This is a genomic window from Paenibacillus sp. Y660, assembly GCF_057221575.1.
The window spans coordinates 62402-78005 of sequence record NZ_JBXBBJ010000007.1 but is presented as its reverse complement, the minus strand read 5'-3'; the positions used below and the strand labels follow the sequence as shown (position 1 = coordinate 78005).

Genomic DNA, 15604 nt, shown 5'->3' with positions numbered 1-15604 from the left:
TCAACCAAACCTCCATTCAACGCTCTTTGGTTGAATTATAACATGCGATACAGATCAATGCGGCACGCTTCGCTCCGCATTAAATGCAATGTACGCCGTAGAACGGCGATTATATTAAAAGCATAGGAACTTTGTAACTTGAGAGGAAGAACAAGGTCATTATATCGATGGAACATTTTGGAGTCAAACGCCAGTATAGTCGTTTTCTTTAAGAAAAACACCTAACACACGTTCGTACTCTCTTAATCTCTCGGATGTACTTTTTTTCGCAAAGAAAAAGCGCCCGAAGGCGCTTAATGAATTATGAGTATTCAGAAACTAATAACTCTTTAAGTGCTTCTGTGATATCACCCTTTTCAGGAATGATTAATCCAAACTCATTATATTGAGATTGAAAACCTCTGATTCTCGAATCATAATAAAATCGATACAAAGAGCATTAACGAATGTGCAAACGCTGGCGTTTAATGTCGTTTAAACTCGGTTTATATTACTTGATGTTGGAATATGTTTCCTAGTAAAATTAGAATATCAAAAAAATAATTCGAAAGGGTGATACAAATGTCTAAATCCAAAGAAGAACTCGCTACTGAAATCGTTATTGCTTGGATCACAGCAAGAGGTGTTAAAGACGGAATTAATGCGGCCAAACCTGAAGAAATAGCACAATGCTTCAATACTGTTTTGACTAGCATGGATGAAGCGATCAATTCCATTTATAGTAATAACTTTTAACACAACAATACTCTACCGCTCGCAATCCCAAATATTGCGAGCGGTATTTTTATGATATAACAAAAACCATATGCTCGATTGCTTAAGAAAAATATACTCCTTGCCGGACTCGAACCTACAACCTCGCACTTTCTTTTGCATCATTTACTAAAACACTCCGCAGGCTGTGTCACCATGACGAAGGTATCCTCCTCGTCATGATCTCGGCAGCCAAACGATCCTGCGGAGCTGGCTGAGTCGTCGCTTAATCCACGCTGGTTGATATAGCGAAAAAGAACGCACATCACCAGACGCTCACAATGCCATTTTAAGAGACTTTGTATTTTAGTGTCCTGTTACGAGGCAGAACACCAAACATTTGTTCTCGTGGCAATTATGGGCGTCAGGTGAAGAGATAACCGATCACCTCCGTCAACATTTGCACAAACTACATTTGATGTACGTAGGACCTTAAGAAACAAATAGAGCAGCATGCCCGCTGCGGTACCCTTGCGGATTTTAGGATTCCTTATGGCTCGAAGCCTGCCTACTGCCGGAATGGGTATGTGAGTGTGTCGGGTGATACTCTTGTTTGCTCTCTTATCTATTGGTGGCGGACGCATGACAAAAAATAGGTTATTCAAAAAATATAGTTCTAAAGTTTCATTTTTACTTCCGTTTTCATATGACTATAGTGTAAAATTAAGACAATATTACCAGGAGGTATCTAATGGAGCCAATTAACTTATCATCTTTAGTAGACGCATATGAAAGTTTGTCGAGTGAAGTTTTTGACCTATATCTTAAAAACTATTCAATAGAAGTAAACGATGGTGAGCTAGAGGATATTAAATCCCTAACCACGAGTATCCTCAATGTATCAGAAAGAATCGAATACTTAAATGATATCTTTGTTGGTTTTAAAATTAATCAAATTAGTAAGCAATTCGATCTCTTAAGGTTTGGTGAAAACTATATTATTAATATTGAACTGAAACGTCAAAATACAGGGAACAGGATTCAAAAACAATTAATACAGAACAGATACTATCTAAGTTTTCTTGGAAAAGAAGTATTTAATATTACTTTCATCTCTTCTGAAGGTAAGTATCTATATCTTGACTCAAACGATGATCTTCAGGAGGTCAGTAGCAATTGGGTAAGTACAATCTTAAGAAAACAATCAGTTGTAAGAATCGATAACTTACATGATCTGTTTGACCCTACAAACTATTTAGTGTCTCCTTTTAATTCAACTGAATCTTTTTTAAGTGGAGAGTACTTTCTTACAGATCATCAAGAAGAAATAAAAAGTAGAATTTTATCAAACTCTACCCGTCCAAGAATTGTTTCAATCCAAGGGTCCGCAGGAACTGGAAAAACTCTATTAACATATGATCTTGCAAGATCATATGTCAGTGACTCATATAATGTTTTATTAATCCATTGTGGAATTCTTAACGATGGACACAGTAAACTAATGGAAATTGGATGGGACATATGGCCAATAAAGAATTTACAGTATATAAAACTTGAAGATTACGATGTTGTTATTATTGATGAAGCCCAGAGAATCAGAATTCCTCAGCTGAATCATTTGATTCAATTGAATTCACAAAGTAAAGCGACTTATATTTTTTCGTTTGATCCTCAACAATATCTACATCGTACTGAAGAGATGAGTGATGCTCCAAAGTTGATTTTGTCTTCAGCAACAGAAATACATAAGCTTACTGATAAAATCAGAACCAATAAGGAACTTGCATCATTTATTACGAATTTATTCGACTTATCCAAAAGAAACCCATCGCAGGTATATACAAATGTACATATTGAGTACTTTCTAAAAAATGAAGATGCACAAGATTATATTATTTCTCAAACTAAACGAGGATGGAAAGCCATAAACCTAACCCCATCACGATTTTATCAAGAACCATTAGACAAATATCTAATACAAAACGAAGATACTGCTCATGAGGTGATTGGACAAGAGTTTGATTTTGTGATTGCAATTATTGATCAATTTTTTAGTTATGATCAAAAAAAACTTGTTTACAACGGAGGTACATACTACCATGCCGCTAAGATGCTCTTTCAAATAGTCACAAGAACTCGAAAGAAATTGTGTCTTGTAATAATCAATAATGAGCAAGTACTGAACGAATGTTTGAAGTTTATGCATCAGATTAGATAGAAAATAGGCTCAAAATTGATCGATTTTTTAAAAAAAGAGCAGTTCAATTAACCCTCGCTGCTCTTTTTTGTCAACTCCACCATTTGGTTATATCGCGCCACTTGATCTGCGTTTATCACGCTACTGTAACGCTTGCCGTCTAAAGGTTCGAATTCATGCCTCCACATCGCATGCGGGACACCATTCCACCCCGCCATGTACTCCACAATAAATCTAGGCGCGTCTTCATCCATCCCAATAGTCTCCAGATCGACCGCGCCGTTGTCTTCTGAATATTGACGATAGATCATTACCTCGCGAATCATCTTTTGGTCATCAAGACGAACACATATGTCGTCTGCAAACTCCTTGTTAGTCATCAGCAGCAATTCCTCATAATTAAATTCGTTCATGGTCATTTTTCTCCGCCCTTCTGTAAGAGGGCAAAAAAGCCCTACAATACAGCATATTTTCTAACAAATAAAAAAGAAGCACGACAACATTTCCTTGTGTGCTTCAAATTATATTACATTAGAAATATGGTTGCGGACGGTCTTCTCGCTGATGAATAGTTGCTGTGCAATATCTCTTGTTGTCTTGTCCTGTACCAACAGCTCGAATACCTCGCGTTCACGATGCGTCAATAAAAACTTGCTCTTATGGTCGCTACCCTTCAATGTTTGTCACCCCTCCTTGCGCGGGTTTTTATGGTTTAACAAGGTTAAGGGATACAGTCAACTTATACTATGAAGGGGCGATACCATTGGTGCTGTTGCGTAGCGAAAATGGGCTCTGCTGCCGTTACAATTTTGCGTGAATGATTAAGCGGTGAGTGGGGTTCACGATAGGGTCGCAGGTGATTAAGGTGAGCAGCTTATCTTTGTTATTGTAATTCAGAACGGACACGTCGGTTGGCTCTACGATCGATACTTTATATACCGTATAGGTATAGGTTTGTTCCTTCGTCTCCAATACAATTTTGTCTCCGACCTCAATCTCTCCAAGTCGATTAAACAACCTGCCCTTTGAACGCATCCGATGACCGGCGATAGCCGCATTGCCGACCTTGCCTATTGCTGTCGTTTCCTTCAAATGCGCAGTGGCTGATTTCAAGTTTTTCTGAGTTGCTCCCTCTACGACAGGCAGCTTAAGTTTAATTTTGTCTATTTTGAGCGTTGCGATGGATGCGATTTTCTGTACGGTCGGAGTCGCTGCAGGTGCCTCTGTGGGTGTGCTTGCAGGCTGGGCCGTCGAAGTTGTCGATTCCTCGTTAAAAAGATCCGTCAGTTGCGCATACTGCTCCTGCGCCTGCTCCTGGGGTATTACATCGAAGCTTGCTTCTTCCCATTCCTCCATCAGCTTATTTTGCTGCCGATTGTCATACCATTCATTTGCTTTTGGATAGAGTAGTATGAGAATGCCAACGATGATTAATGAATAGGACCATATTTTTTTCATTTTCCCCACCTTCCGCTAGCTGCTCTCGGCCTGTGTCCCCTTCGATGTGAAAACCCATTTTTTACTTCCATAAAAATTAAGCATAATCGTAACCGCCGTTACGATTACCTTTGCAGCAAGCTCATTCCATTCCCACCACTGCGTTAAGGCTGCAAGAAGAAGCAGCGTGATGCCAAGTAAAATGCCATTCCAAACGATAAATCTGACGCTTAAGCTCAGCTTCTTCGTCCCGCCCGCTGCGCTCCCGCCTTTATTAAACGTATATCGGCTGTTAAGCACAAAGCTGTTAATCATCCCCGCGCCGTAAGCGATAACCTGAGCAAGCAAATAATAAGTGCCAAACCAAACCAAGACGGTGTACATCAAGAAGTCGACAGCCGTATTTAGCAAGCCAACGATGTTAAAGGTTATAAATTGGATGATGAGCTTTTTTCGTGCCTCGTTAAACATACTCTTTCATCCGATCCGTTTGCCTTGCTTCCGCAGCTTTGCTTTCTTCCTCATCCGCAAAGCCTTTGACCTCACGCACGATATAGAGCGGCCGATTTTTGGATTCGTCATAAATCCGTCCGATATATTCGCCAATGATGCCAAGGAGCATAAGAATGATGCCGTTAAATAATAGATTAACTGCAACGATAGAAGCCCAGCCCGCGATGGTGCTGCCCGTGAACAGCCTCTGGAAAATAACGACCAGCAAATACAGAAAACTCGTAAACGATAAGGTAAATCCAATATAGGTAGCAATCTTCAGCGGCTTGTAGGAGAACGAGGTAATGCCGTCAATTGCAAACGCGATCATTTTCTTAAGCGGATACTTGGTTTCACCCGCATACCGTTCCTCCCGCTCATATTCGACCATCGTCTGCCGGAAGCCGATCCAGCTGACCAGCCCCCGTACAAACCGGTTTTTTTCCTTCAAACTACGAAGCACGTCGCATACTTGGCGGTCAATCAACCGAAAGTCTCCCGTATCAACGGGAATATCGACATTCGTCAAACTGCGCAGCGTCCGGTAAAAAAGTTTCGCAGTCAGCTTCTTGAAGACAGTCTCTCCCTTGCGTTTAAGTCGTTTGCCGTAAACGACCTCAAAGCCTTCCTTCCATTTTGCGATCATATCGAGAATAACTTCTGGCGGGTCCTGCAAATCCGCATCAATAACGACGATCGCATCTCCTTTCGCATAGTCCATGCCTGCCGAAATGGCAATCTGATGCCCGAAGTTGCGAGAGAAGTTAATGAGACGGACATTTGGATCAAAGTCGCCAATCATCGAAACCAATTCAACCGTACGATCTTTGCTGCCGTCATTGACGAAAATAAGCTCATACGGTTCGTCTGCAGAATCCATCACAAGCTTCAGCCGCTCATACGTATGCTCGATAACCTCTTCTTCGTTAAACATAGGAACGATAATGCTGTATTTTACACCCGATTTGTTCATCCGAATGCCCCTTTCTTAAAATAACCAACTTGGGAACCAGCGCAGCACATGCTCTACATACCAGCTTGGCACGGTCATACCGGAAAGAGCGGGATAAAAAACAAAAAATAATAAAATGGATGCAGCCAAGAAGACGTTCCGCACCAACTTGAAGCTCGGCTGCTTCTCTTCGATTACTTTAAACATATACACCATGCTCAGAATAATAAACGGAACCATTGCAAAATAGTGATAGAGGAACGTAAGCCTCGGAACGAGCATCCACGGGACGTATTGCGCCAGGAAAGCGATCCAAATCGTATACATCGCTTGGTCTCTGCGTTTGATGCTGAGCCAGATCGTCGCTGCCATCGCAAAAATACCTGCCCACCAAATGAGTGGATTGCCCATCGCTGCGATCGTTGACTTCATGCCAGCAGCCATGTTGTCGCCTGAATAGTACCATACCGGCCGCTTCATGAATGGCCATTCCCACCAGGAGGAGGAGAATGGATGCGTCGAAACGAGATTGCTGTGATAGCTAAACATATGCTTCTGATAATCAATAAGACTCTTCACCGTATACCCTTCATCCATAACGGTCAGCACCGGAATATAGGATAAAGCGTAGATCGCAAGAGGAATAACGATATAGAAGACGAGACATACAGCGAGCGTAATAATCGTATAGCGCGGGAATACGTTCACGATATGCTTCAGCTTGTTTATGCTTAATGCTGAATCCGTTGGAGTGCCGCCTTTTCGCAGCACGCGCTTTGCGGCCGCATATTCTTTGCAGCGCTCAAATAAGGAAATGGCTAACATGATCGCGAGACCGGCGCCGCCATAGAGCACGATCCACTTGGAAGCAACGCCGATGCCAAAAAACAGGCCTGCCAAAAATAGCGGAAGAAGCGTGACGCTAAGCTTGACCCGATAAAAATTTAACGAATTATATTTGTGCATGAAATAAAACATCAGCATAATGAAAAACACGCCATAGACGTCGATTGTCGCAATTCTCGTTTGCGTAAAGTGCATGAAATCGGCAGCAAACAATGCTGCGGCGAGTCCAGCGTAAACGCTGCTTTTAAACAGCCTTCTTGCGAACACATACATTAAAGGCAGCATCGCAATGCCGAACAGCACGCCCATTATGCGCCAGCCGAATGGATTAAGGCCAAACAGCTTAATGCCAATGGCGATGATGATTTTGCCAAGCGGCGGATGCGTGTTCTCATAAGCGACGATATGCTCCATATGCTCATAGGCTGTGCGCGCGTGATAAATCTCATCGAAATACGATCCATTCATAAAGGTCGCATCAAACTTCGCAAGGTGCTGCTCATCGAACAGCTGCGCTACGCTGCCTCTTTTGGCATTCTTCGCTTGCTCGTCATTAATGCCAACGATCGTCAAAGGTATTTTGTTGCTTTGCTCATAGATCGCGATCTCATGCATGGAAAATCCGGTTTGAACAGAGGTCAGCCGAATATAACGCGCTTGCAGCGCTGCTGGCTGACTCGTCCAAGTAAAGACAGCGACATGGCTGCTGTCTATTTCCATCACATTATCAAAGTCCGTCCCATTTTGACTGAATTCGTATTTGAATTTACCGGTTCCGACACCGCCAAAGCTGTTGATGCGGTCAAGCTGCTTCACTCCGCCCAAATCAACGATAAAGCTTTCGCCTGTCTCCGCAGGCTGCCATGGAGTTGTCGGACCCTTCATCTCGCCTAGCTGGCAGAGAGCGACGATGGCGTATATGAGCGTAATCGCTCCCATCCAAACCCAGTCCTTGCGCTCCAGCCGGTTTGTTTCTTGTTTCACACTCGAAGCGGCTTCCGTCTTATAAGCCGATAACGCGTTGTCGTCCGCCTGCCTCAGCTCTTCCTCCAATAGTGGATTTACGAGCTTCACTCTGCCGCGTACATATTTATCATATCCGATATAAAGCAAGTATAGCAAAAGACCTATATTTGCTAGCGAGCACATTAAAACGATGCCGTTAAACGGTACATTTGTGGTCACTTTGCTGTAATCAAGCACATAAGCAATATTGATGTAGCTTGTGAGGCTAAAGCCTAAATAAGCCAGCAGCATTCTTCGGTCGAGCGATTGTATAAATGCAAAGATTGAAAGCAATAGAACGGGAAACAGATAACGCTCATGCATTTTGGTTACGCCCATAAACACAACGACAATCAGCACCATGCCGACAAAAAAAGCTCGCTTCGACGATTCGCCGTCCTGCTTCTTGAAAGAGAAATAAACCGCTAACGCAACTGCCGCCAAAATAAAGATCGCGCCCCAGGCTTGGAACGAAAACAGCAGCCATGTATCGGTAATCGGCTTCCAGTTATCATTGCTTAGCGCATAAAGGTTAAAAGCGTTTAGAGTCGCATACGGGTAAGAGGCTAACGTACCCCGATATAGATTAATAAGACCTGACAGCCCGCCATTGCCCCAAAAGAATGGCAAAGCAAACAATATAAACGTTGTAAAGCCGTAGAAAGCACTAACCGGGATTTTCCTCCAGGCTTTGCGATAAACGAACCAGACGAGCAGCACCGGCATAAAAATGAATGCTTGCGGCTTGATAAGCGCCGCTATGGCGAACAAAACGGAAGCGCGTTCGATTTTATTTTCCGCGATTCCGTAAATGGTCAACACTAGCGCAAGCGCAAATATGGAATCCACTTGCCCCCATGCGGCTGAATCCACAATAACTGCTGGATTGAATACATAGAGCAGCGCAAGAGCAAGCGCCACTGAATAGCCCGATTTCTTATGCGCTGCTTTAAAAATAAAATAAGCAGCTCCTAGATCAGCTAGAATCGCCGGCAATTTAAATAACAGCAATGCGGCATTAGAGGATGCGTCAAGCGCAAGCATATTTTTGATGGCGCCTAGCACATACAGAATATAAATATAGCCCGGAGGGTAATCTACAAACATATCGGTATGGTAAAAACCGGAGAGACCCTGCTTTACCGCATGATCGGCCCAAGCCATAAATAAGGCGATATCGTTGGCATAGCCCTTGCTTGCAATGGCAATCCAGAGTCGCAGAGCAAGCGCCACAATAAGAACAAATGCGAAAATAATAGGATGCAGATGCGTCTTCTCATCCAGCCAGCTTCGTTCGCGAAGCAGCTTCCTGTAAACGAGCGCGAAAAACAAGGTAAACAACGCAGCGAACAAAATTAAAGGAAATATCGATGCGCCTGCACCAGTTGCTTCCGTATTCTGGCTTGTTTCCGTCGGAACCAGGCTGAATACTTCCGCGCCGGCAGGAGCCTTCGATACCTTCTCTACACTAACATCATCGAAATAGGCTTTGCCTGTATTGATGCCCCCATAACCGCCAAGACTCGCGGCAAACGTAATGCTCTTCTGATCCTTGCCTGTCTTCGCGTAAAAATGAACATACACCCATTTTCCGTTTGTATCCTTTACTTCCGGGTATGTAACAGCAACGCCGTCAACGAAAAAATGCGCGCCTATTGCTTCTGGGCCAACTTGCTCTGTCTTCACATAGCCAGACAGCTTGTAAATCGTTTTTGGTTTGACATTTATGACTTGCGTCCAGCGCGAATGATTGGCTTCCATATTCTCAAGCACAGCGGAATACGTTCCTGTATGCGCCTGTGTACCAGAGATTGAATATGTAGTAATATGGTCCTCTTTCAAATAAGCATCATGGTTCCAGTCTGCCGGAGCTCCGTCCGCTGCATCTTCAAAGCTAGCATTTTTTAATAGATTAGTCGCAGCATGACCAACAACAGCAGGCCATAGAAGGGTAAGGAGAAGGATGGTTATAGTAGCGCGAATAAACTTGTTCATCATCGTTCCGATTTCCACCTCATATCAATTAAAGATGCATAATTATAGCAAAATACACTATCACTTTAAAGGATTATAGATCAAGGGTCAATCATAATAAAATAGAAAAGGACCACGCCTAAGTCATGGTCCTCTACAGAATCGATGCGTCCTCTCACATAAACTGCTCCGGGCTTATTCCCCACTTATCAATAAATTGCTGACGATTCACGGCAATCAGCTGCTTAACCTGCTCCATCCCCTCTTTTTGGAAGCTTGCGCTCCCATGATGGTATATAAATATATCGCCGGCAATCATCAGCTTATAGCCTGCTAGACGCGTTCGGTAGCAATAGTCATCATCTTCAAAATGTCCCGGTGAAAAACGCTCATCCAGCATACCGACCTCATCAACTATTTTTCGCTTAAATAATAAGCAGAAGCCGATTAATCGATTGACTTCCTTCCATTTTCTCGAATCCGGTATATTCATCCTCTGCGCCATGTCGTCAATATTGGTAAATGGCTCTACGATTTGCTGTTGACCGCTTGCATAGTTGGTCATCGGCCCTACCATTCCGATATCCTCCCGGCAGTTCAAGCAGCGAAGCATGTTGTCCAGCCAGCCTGCCGTAACGATCGTATCATTATTCAGCAGCATTAATGTATCGCCGGTTGCCATGCTAAGCCCCCAATTACATGCAGCTGGAAAACCCGTATTATGCGGCAGCGATACTAACCGAGTCCTTTCGGCGATGCAAAGCCTCGTAGATTCATCGTGCGAGCCGTTATCAACGACGATAATTTCGTATGGCGAGGTCGTATGTCTGCGAATGGAAGCCACACATTCCTTAAGGACTGAGCTGCCATTATAGTTGGGAATAATGATACTGGTCTTACTCATAGCCTCTTCCCCCCTGCAGCCTGCTGCGCATGCGATACGGGTCCGGGAAAGACAACCGCTTGGTTTTTAAAGACATGGATAGACGCAATGCTTCGACGTGATCGCCGATAATCATTTCTGCTACTGGATTATTGATACTGGCGTTATGAGCGCGGCGACGATTAGCTGCAATAACATTTACGCTAAACGGCGCTCCCACTTGAAGCTGTTCCAATATAGCCCTTGCGTGTGCTTTAGGCGGAACCGCTAAATGCGCATAACCGATACGATCTACTGCCCGTCTGGAAAGCGCATGAGGCACCGTTGTTAAAGAATTGGCCTTCAAATCCGGCCGCCTTAGCGAGCGATTAAGAAATTCCTTCACATGCGATACCGCATCTCTCCTGCTGAATATCGGAAGATATGGATTTACGTTATTCAGCGCCACATCCATGCCTTTTTCAACCGCGTAGACAAAAGGGATCAGCTGCTCCGCCTTTAGCGGAATATCGCCGTCAATAAACACAAGAATGTCGGATTTCGCCACCTTTGCTCCTATGCTTCTTCCTACATCGTGGCCTAAAGGCTCAGGATAATATAATATGGTCGCCTTCGAGAGCTGCCGCGCCTTCATGAATGACTGATCCTTCGAGCCGTTTACGACAATGATCAGCTCGTCAATAACTAGCCGGTTCAGCTCCATCAACAGAATCGGAATCGTATCCTCTTCATTCATGACCGTCATAATGACAGCAACGGATTTATCGGTCGGCATAAGCACTCTATTGAGATATGGAAGTCCATTTTTCTGACAGATGCCTTGCAAATAACCTTTCGCTGCTGCATGATATCGCGTCCATGCCATAGGACTCCATGCTCGTGTGCGCATTCGTGCTGCCCACAAACGATTGATGAGCTTGCTCGAATCGCCCTGTCCAATTAATGGATTGGCAGTTGCGTCCTTCTGCCCGGCCTCTCTCCCCCAGCTTGCCATTCTCCCAGCCTCGCGCGGTATACGCGGTGCGGATGCCCGCAGCTTTCCTCGTTTGTTCATTCTTCTTTTATGCTTATTACTAGGTTTGACTCTTGGTAGTAATCTCTTTCTGCCATCCTGCTTGATCACCTTGTCACCTCGCGTTCTCCCTTTGCCTCATATAGTCAGTTAAATTCCCTCTTTCATTCGCATGCTCGGTTAGCCAGCCAATCGCCTCTAAATGGTCACCGACAATAAGGTCCTTCAATGGATCCTGACGGCCTCTTCGTTTTCTCTTTATCGGATTGGATCCTACGTTAATAAATTGCACCGGCTTTACGTTTAATCCATAAAATAATGCTTTTAAATGTGCAAGAGGCGGTACAGCAAGGGAATCCGCACCAATAACCTCCAGCGCCTTTCTGTTCATCGCATGAGGGATGGTCGTCAAGGAAACGCCTCGCAGCTCTGTCTTATTCGCCATTGCATTCAGCGCATGCTTAGCAAGGATAACGCTATGAACATCTGACTTCAGAGTCGGTCCCAAGTAGCTGTTAAGCGCAATATCGACCCCCTGACTAACGGCTCTTACAAATGTTCGCAGCTTATGCGCAGGTATGATAATGTCGGCATCTAAAAACAGAAGAATATCCCCATTTGCCTGATTGGCTCCGATTGCCCGGCCAACATCATGACCAAGCGGCTGCTCATAATAAATAACTCGTGCTCCTGATCGTTCCGCAATATGCTTAGAACCGTCGGTAGATCCGTTAACGACTACAATTACTTCCGATTGAGCATCGACTCTATTAGCCTCGCGAATGACGCGGGCCAATGTTCTTCTCTCATTCATGACAGGAATAATGATAGATACTTTAGGAGAAGGGTCGTTAGAAGAAAAAACTCTTTTCATACGTAAACAACTCCTGATTATTCTGAAATTTACTTGATCATATAATCTATTCATCTATTAGGAGCGTGGATAGGGCTTAAGTTGAGTGGGAAGAAAAAAGGCGTATTCCGTTGTTAGGTTACATTCAAATATCTCACCCAAAACGACAAACGTACAAACGTAAACAACAATTCACACATATCATGTACTAAGGTGGATTTTGTAGCCAAAAAATCCAACTTCGCTTAGCTAGAAAGAACTTCTAATAGAAAGGACTGATATTTTCATTGGGGTCTACTCATAAAACGTGCACCATCATTGTACTCGCAATAGGAGATTACAAGTTCGTCGAATTAGATCTTATTCGTACGATGGAATCCATCAATTCAATACCTTCTGATTTGGAAGTAATTCTATGTTGTGACGGACCTATATGGAGATCAACGCCATATATACAAGTAAAAAAACTTGACCCTCGCATTAAAATTTTAGAAACAGATGATGAAACCGGGCATCCCGGGATATTATTTAATCTAGGCATAGAACAAGCCTTGGGGAACAACATTACATTTGCATGGCCCGGGGTCATTCTGAATGTTAATGAGCTCCTCAACTTGAGCCGTTCAATGGAGAATCTCTCAGAATTAGATGGTTATTTCACTGAGTCAAATGGGTCTCAGGATTTACATTTCAAGCAGAGGATTAATTATGGGCTGCTGCAATATTTAAACTTAATTAAACTATGCGGGGCAATTATTAAAAAGAAAGCAATAAAAAGCATTGGAGGTTTTGACACAGAAAGTATATTTCAACGTTATCCTGAATGGGATTTGTTTATACGACTAACCAAATACCATTGGATCCTTCATTCAAACCATCAAATTGCACAGAACAAATGGACATGGGATGCTTACCCTTTTATACGAACATTTCCTTATTCATTTAACTTCATTCATCGGGCAATAGTTGCTAAGAGAGAGAGACGATATTCTGATCATAACAAATTAAAAGTTGTAGTTACGGGGGGTTACTGGGAGCCTCATCATAATCAATTATGTTTTTATAACTATTTTGAAACACTGAAGGGACAAAAGGATTTTTCTTGGAAACCACTATTAGATGAAGCTGCCGTTTTTGAAGACTTACATGATGCTGATCTAGTCATCATTTCAAGAGGAAAACATCCGAATGTACTGAATATTCTTCTTACATGTGAAAGACTCGGTATTCCAACACTATATATGATCGACGATAACTGGTTCACTGTTGCAAAAGATTGGCCAATCTATGAAGGTATGTTTTCACCAGGAAAACCTGAATTTGAAGTGTTTTTACAATGCCTCCAACGTTGCACTGCAACCGTAGTATATTCGCCTATTTTAGAAAACTATATCAGACCTTATGCAAAAAAAATAATTCGACTAAATCAAAACGTTGCCCTAGAACAGTTCACCCCTCATCAATCAAAGAATAAATCAAAAGCCCGAAAACTTATTGGCTATGTTGGTTCTCATCGTCATAATTCAGATGTCGCTTTTGAAGCGATGCGAATGTTTATTCATCAAAACAGTGAATGGGATATTATAATTATGGGCATGCAAATTCCTCACCAGCTCGCTTATTTACAAGGATCTGGAAGGCTCTTCCTTTTACCTTTCTCCAATTATTTACAATACGCACGTACCATTTCATCGTATAGTCCTGACATCTTAATCGCGCCGCTAGACAACACAATAACTTCGCAAAGTAAATGTCCAAATAAGTTTTTAGAAATTACGGCTGCAGGCGCTGTTGGGATTTACTCTCAAGCTTCTCCTTATACTGATCTCATACAACATGGTGTTCACGGTCTATTAATTCCAGTAGCACCAGAAGAAAATATGAAATTATGGTATGATGCCATTGCTGAATTAGCTCATAATCCGGTAAAAAGAAAGAACATGTACGACCGATCTTATAAACTTATAACCAGTCAGTTTGATACAACCGTTAATTATGACGCTTTCTTTCGAGTTATTTGCCAAATAACTAGAGTGGATAGGAGAATACGATGAAAATAGCTCTAGTATCGCATTCACCACATTTACGTGGTGCCGAAGTCATGTTGACTAACTTGGCTATAGGCCTTCATCAGAAGCATGGACATGAAGTAACTGTTATTGCCCATGGAAGCGGCCCAATGGCATCAAAATTACTAGGAACAGGTGTTAGATACTACCCATTACAGCATTTACTGCCCCTTTACCTTCTATTTGAAGATAATAGTGTACAACTATCCGATTATTTCAGGCTAACTACTAATAGTATGAATGAGATGACTACACTTTTTCGTATACTGGGCATTCAACTCGTATTAATCAACACCCTTACCTCTATAGCGGGAATTCTTACAGCCTACAAATTGAACTTGCCTAGTATCACTTGGATTCATGGCATATTAGACCATATGCTTCTTCCAAACGGCGGAGTAAACTTTAAATCAGCTTGCGACGAATTATTGGTTAGGGATGCTACTGAAGTCGTTTGCTGTTCGACCTGGAGCAAAGATCACTACCAAAACCTTCGAAAAGAAATTAAAGTCATTCCTAATTTCACTCATGTTCCCAACCAACCGTTAGCTTATCCAGATGGGATTACTACATTTTCCTGTTTAAATGCATGGGAGACTCATAAAGGTATTCCTTGTTTAATTGTTGCAGCTAAAATATTAATGGATCAAGGCCTACCCTTTATATTAAATTTGTACGGACAAGGCCCACTTAAGGGTCACTTACAATCATTAATTGAACAAAAGAACTTACAAAATCACGTTTTTCTTAGACCAAGAATGGATCAAACAGACGAAATATTCAAGCATACTCATGTTTTAGTGAATGCATCTCTTATCGAATCTTTTGGCATGACTTTAATCGAAGCAATGGCTTATGCAAGACCAATAGTAGTCTCAAATATTCCTGGTCATCTACAAACATTGGAAGAATGTGGTTTTGGTACGTTTGCAGACTCAGAATCGCCGGCTAGTTTCGCTGAAAAAATGAAATGGTTCATCCTTCATCGAGAAGAATCACGTAATCTCGGCATACAGGCTCATTCAATAGCAAAAGAACATTTTGATGGAAAAGTTTCTCTTCATAAATTCAATAATTTAATGAATTCTTTAAAAGAACAGGAAGAGCAACTAACTCCTTACCTCCTTAGAAATAGATATTCTTACAGTCAATTAATACACGGCATTATGCGATCTTTATCCAATTAATGAA

The 15604-nt window shown here is 42.5% G+C and carries 12 protein-coding genes and 1 pseudogene; 4 read left to right on the top strand and 9 right to left on the bottom strand.

The annotated features are described in order from the left end of the window. Positions 1-561: 561 nt before the first annotated feature. Positions 562-735 (top strand): hypothetical protein, encoded by a 174-nt coding sequence (locus AC2TDN_RS10730; protein WP_484687958.1) that lies wholly within the window; start codon positions 562-564, stop codon positions 733-735. Positions 736-1444: 709 nt separating this feature from the next. Next, positions 1445-2911: a DNA/RNA helicase domain-containing protein gene (locus AC2TDN_RS10725; RefSeq protein WP_484687957.1), complete on the top strand. Its 1467-nt coding sequence runs from the start codon at positions 1445-1447 to the stop codon at positions 2909-2911. 47 nt (positions 2912-2958) lie between these two features. Here AC2TDN_RS10725 and AC2TDN_RS10720 read toward each other — a convergent pair whose 3' ends face one another. The 9 genes and pseudogenes from AC2TDN_RS10720 to AC2TDN_RS10680 form a co-directional block, all read right to left on the bottom strand. Continuing rightward, a complete protein-coding gene (locus AC2TDN_RS10720; RefSeq protein WP_484687956.1) occupies positions 2959-3309 on the bottom strand; it encodes a hypothetical protein in 351 nt (116 codons plus the stop codon). Between the two features lie 105 nt (positions 3310-3414). Beyond that, a pseudogene (locus AC2TDN_RS10715) lies at positions 3415-3567 on the bottom strand (LuxR C-terminal-related transcriptional regulator); the annotation flags it as partial. A 124-nt stretch (positions 3568-3691) separates the two neighbouring features. Further along, positions 3692-4348, bottom strand: a complete 657-nt coding sequence (locus tag AC2TDN_RS10710; RefSeq protein WP_484687955.1) for a class D sortase — start codon at positions 4346-4348, stop codon at positions 3692-3694. 15 nt (positions 4349-4363) lie between these two features. After that, positions 4364-4798, bottom strand: a complete 435-nt coding sequence (locus AC2TDN_RS10705; RefSeq protein ID WP_482068094.1) for a GtrA family protein — start codon at positions 4796-4798, stop codon at positions 4364-4366. Beyond that, positions 4791-5792, bottom strand: a complete 1002-nt coding sequence (locus tag AC2TDN_RS10700) for a glycosyltransferase family 2 protein (protein WP_484687954.1) — start codon at positions 5790-5792, stop codon at positions 4791-4793. The genes AC2TDN_RS10705 and AC2TDN_RS10700 overlap by 8 nt, the downstream gene beginning before the upstream one ends. 15 nt (positions 5793-5807) lie before the next feature. After that, positions 5808-9620, bottom strand: a complete 3813-nt coding sequence (locus AC2TDN_RS10695; RefSeq protein ID WP_484687953.1) for a phospholipid carrier-dependent glycosyltransferase — start codon at positions 9618-9620, stop codon at positions 5808-5810. Positions 9621-9771: 151 nt separating this feature from the next. Beyond that, a complete protein-coding gene (locus AC2TDN_RS10690) occupies positions 9772-10500 on the bottom strand; it encodes a glycosyltransferase family 2 protein (RefSeq protein WP_484687952.1) in 729 nt (242 codons plus the stop codon). Then, on the bottom strand, positions 10493-11533 hold the full coding sequence (locus tag AC2TDN_RS10685; RefSeq protein WP_484687951.1) for a glycosyltransferase family 2 protein: 1041 nt from the start codon (positions 11531-11533) through the stop codon (positions 10493-10495). The genes AC2TDN_RS10690 and AC2TDN_RS10685 overlap by 8 nt, the downstream gene beginning before the upstream one ends. Before the next feature lie 73 nt (positions 11534-11606). Beyond that, a complete protein-coding gene (locus AC2TDN_RS10680; RefSeq protein WP_484687950.1) occupies positions 11607-12365 on the bottom strand; it encodes a glycosyltransferase family 2 protein in 759 nt (252 codons plus the stop codon). Between the two features lie 350 nt (positions 12366-12715). Between AC2TDN_RS10680 and AC2TDN_RS10675 the strand changes: the two genes are divergently transcribed. Together AC2TDN_RS10675 and AC2TDN_RS10670 are read left to right on the top strand one after the other, a co-directional pair. Beyond that, a complete protein-coding gene (locus AC2TDN_RS10675) occupies positions 12716-14398 on the top strand; it encodes a glycosyltransferase family 4 protein (RefSeq protein ID WP_484687949.1) in 1683 nt (560 codons plus the stop codon). Beyond that, positions 14395-15600 (top strand): glycosyltransferase family 4 protein, encoded by a 1206-nt coding sequence (locus tag AC2TDN_RS10670; protein WP_484687948.1) that lies wholly within the window; start codon positions 14395-14397, stop codon positions 15598-15600. Before AC2TDN_RS10675 ends, AC2TDN_RS10670 begins: the two co-directional genes overlap by 4 nt. Positions 15601-15604 lie beyond the last annotated feature (4 nt).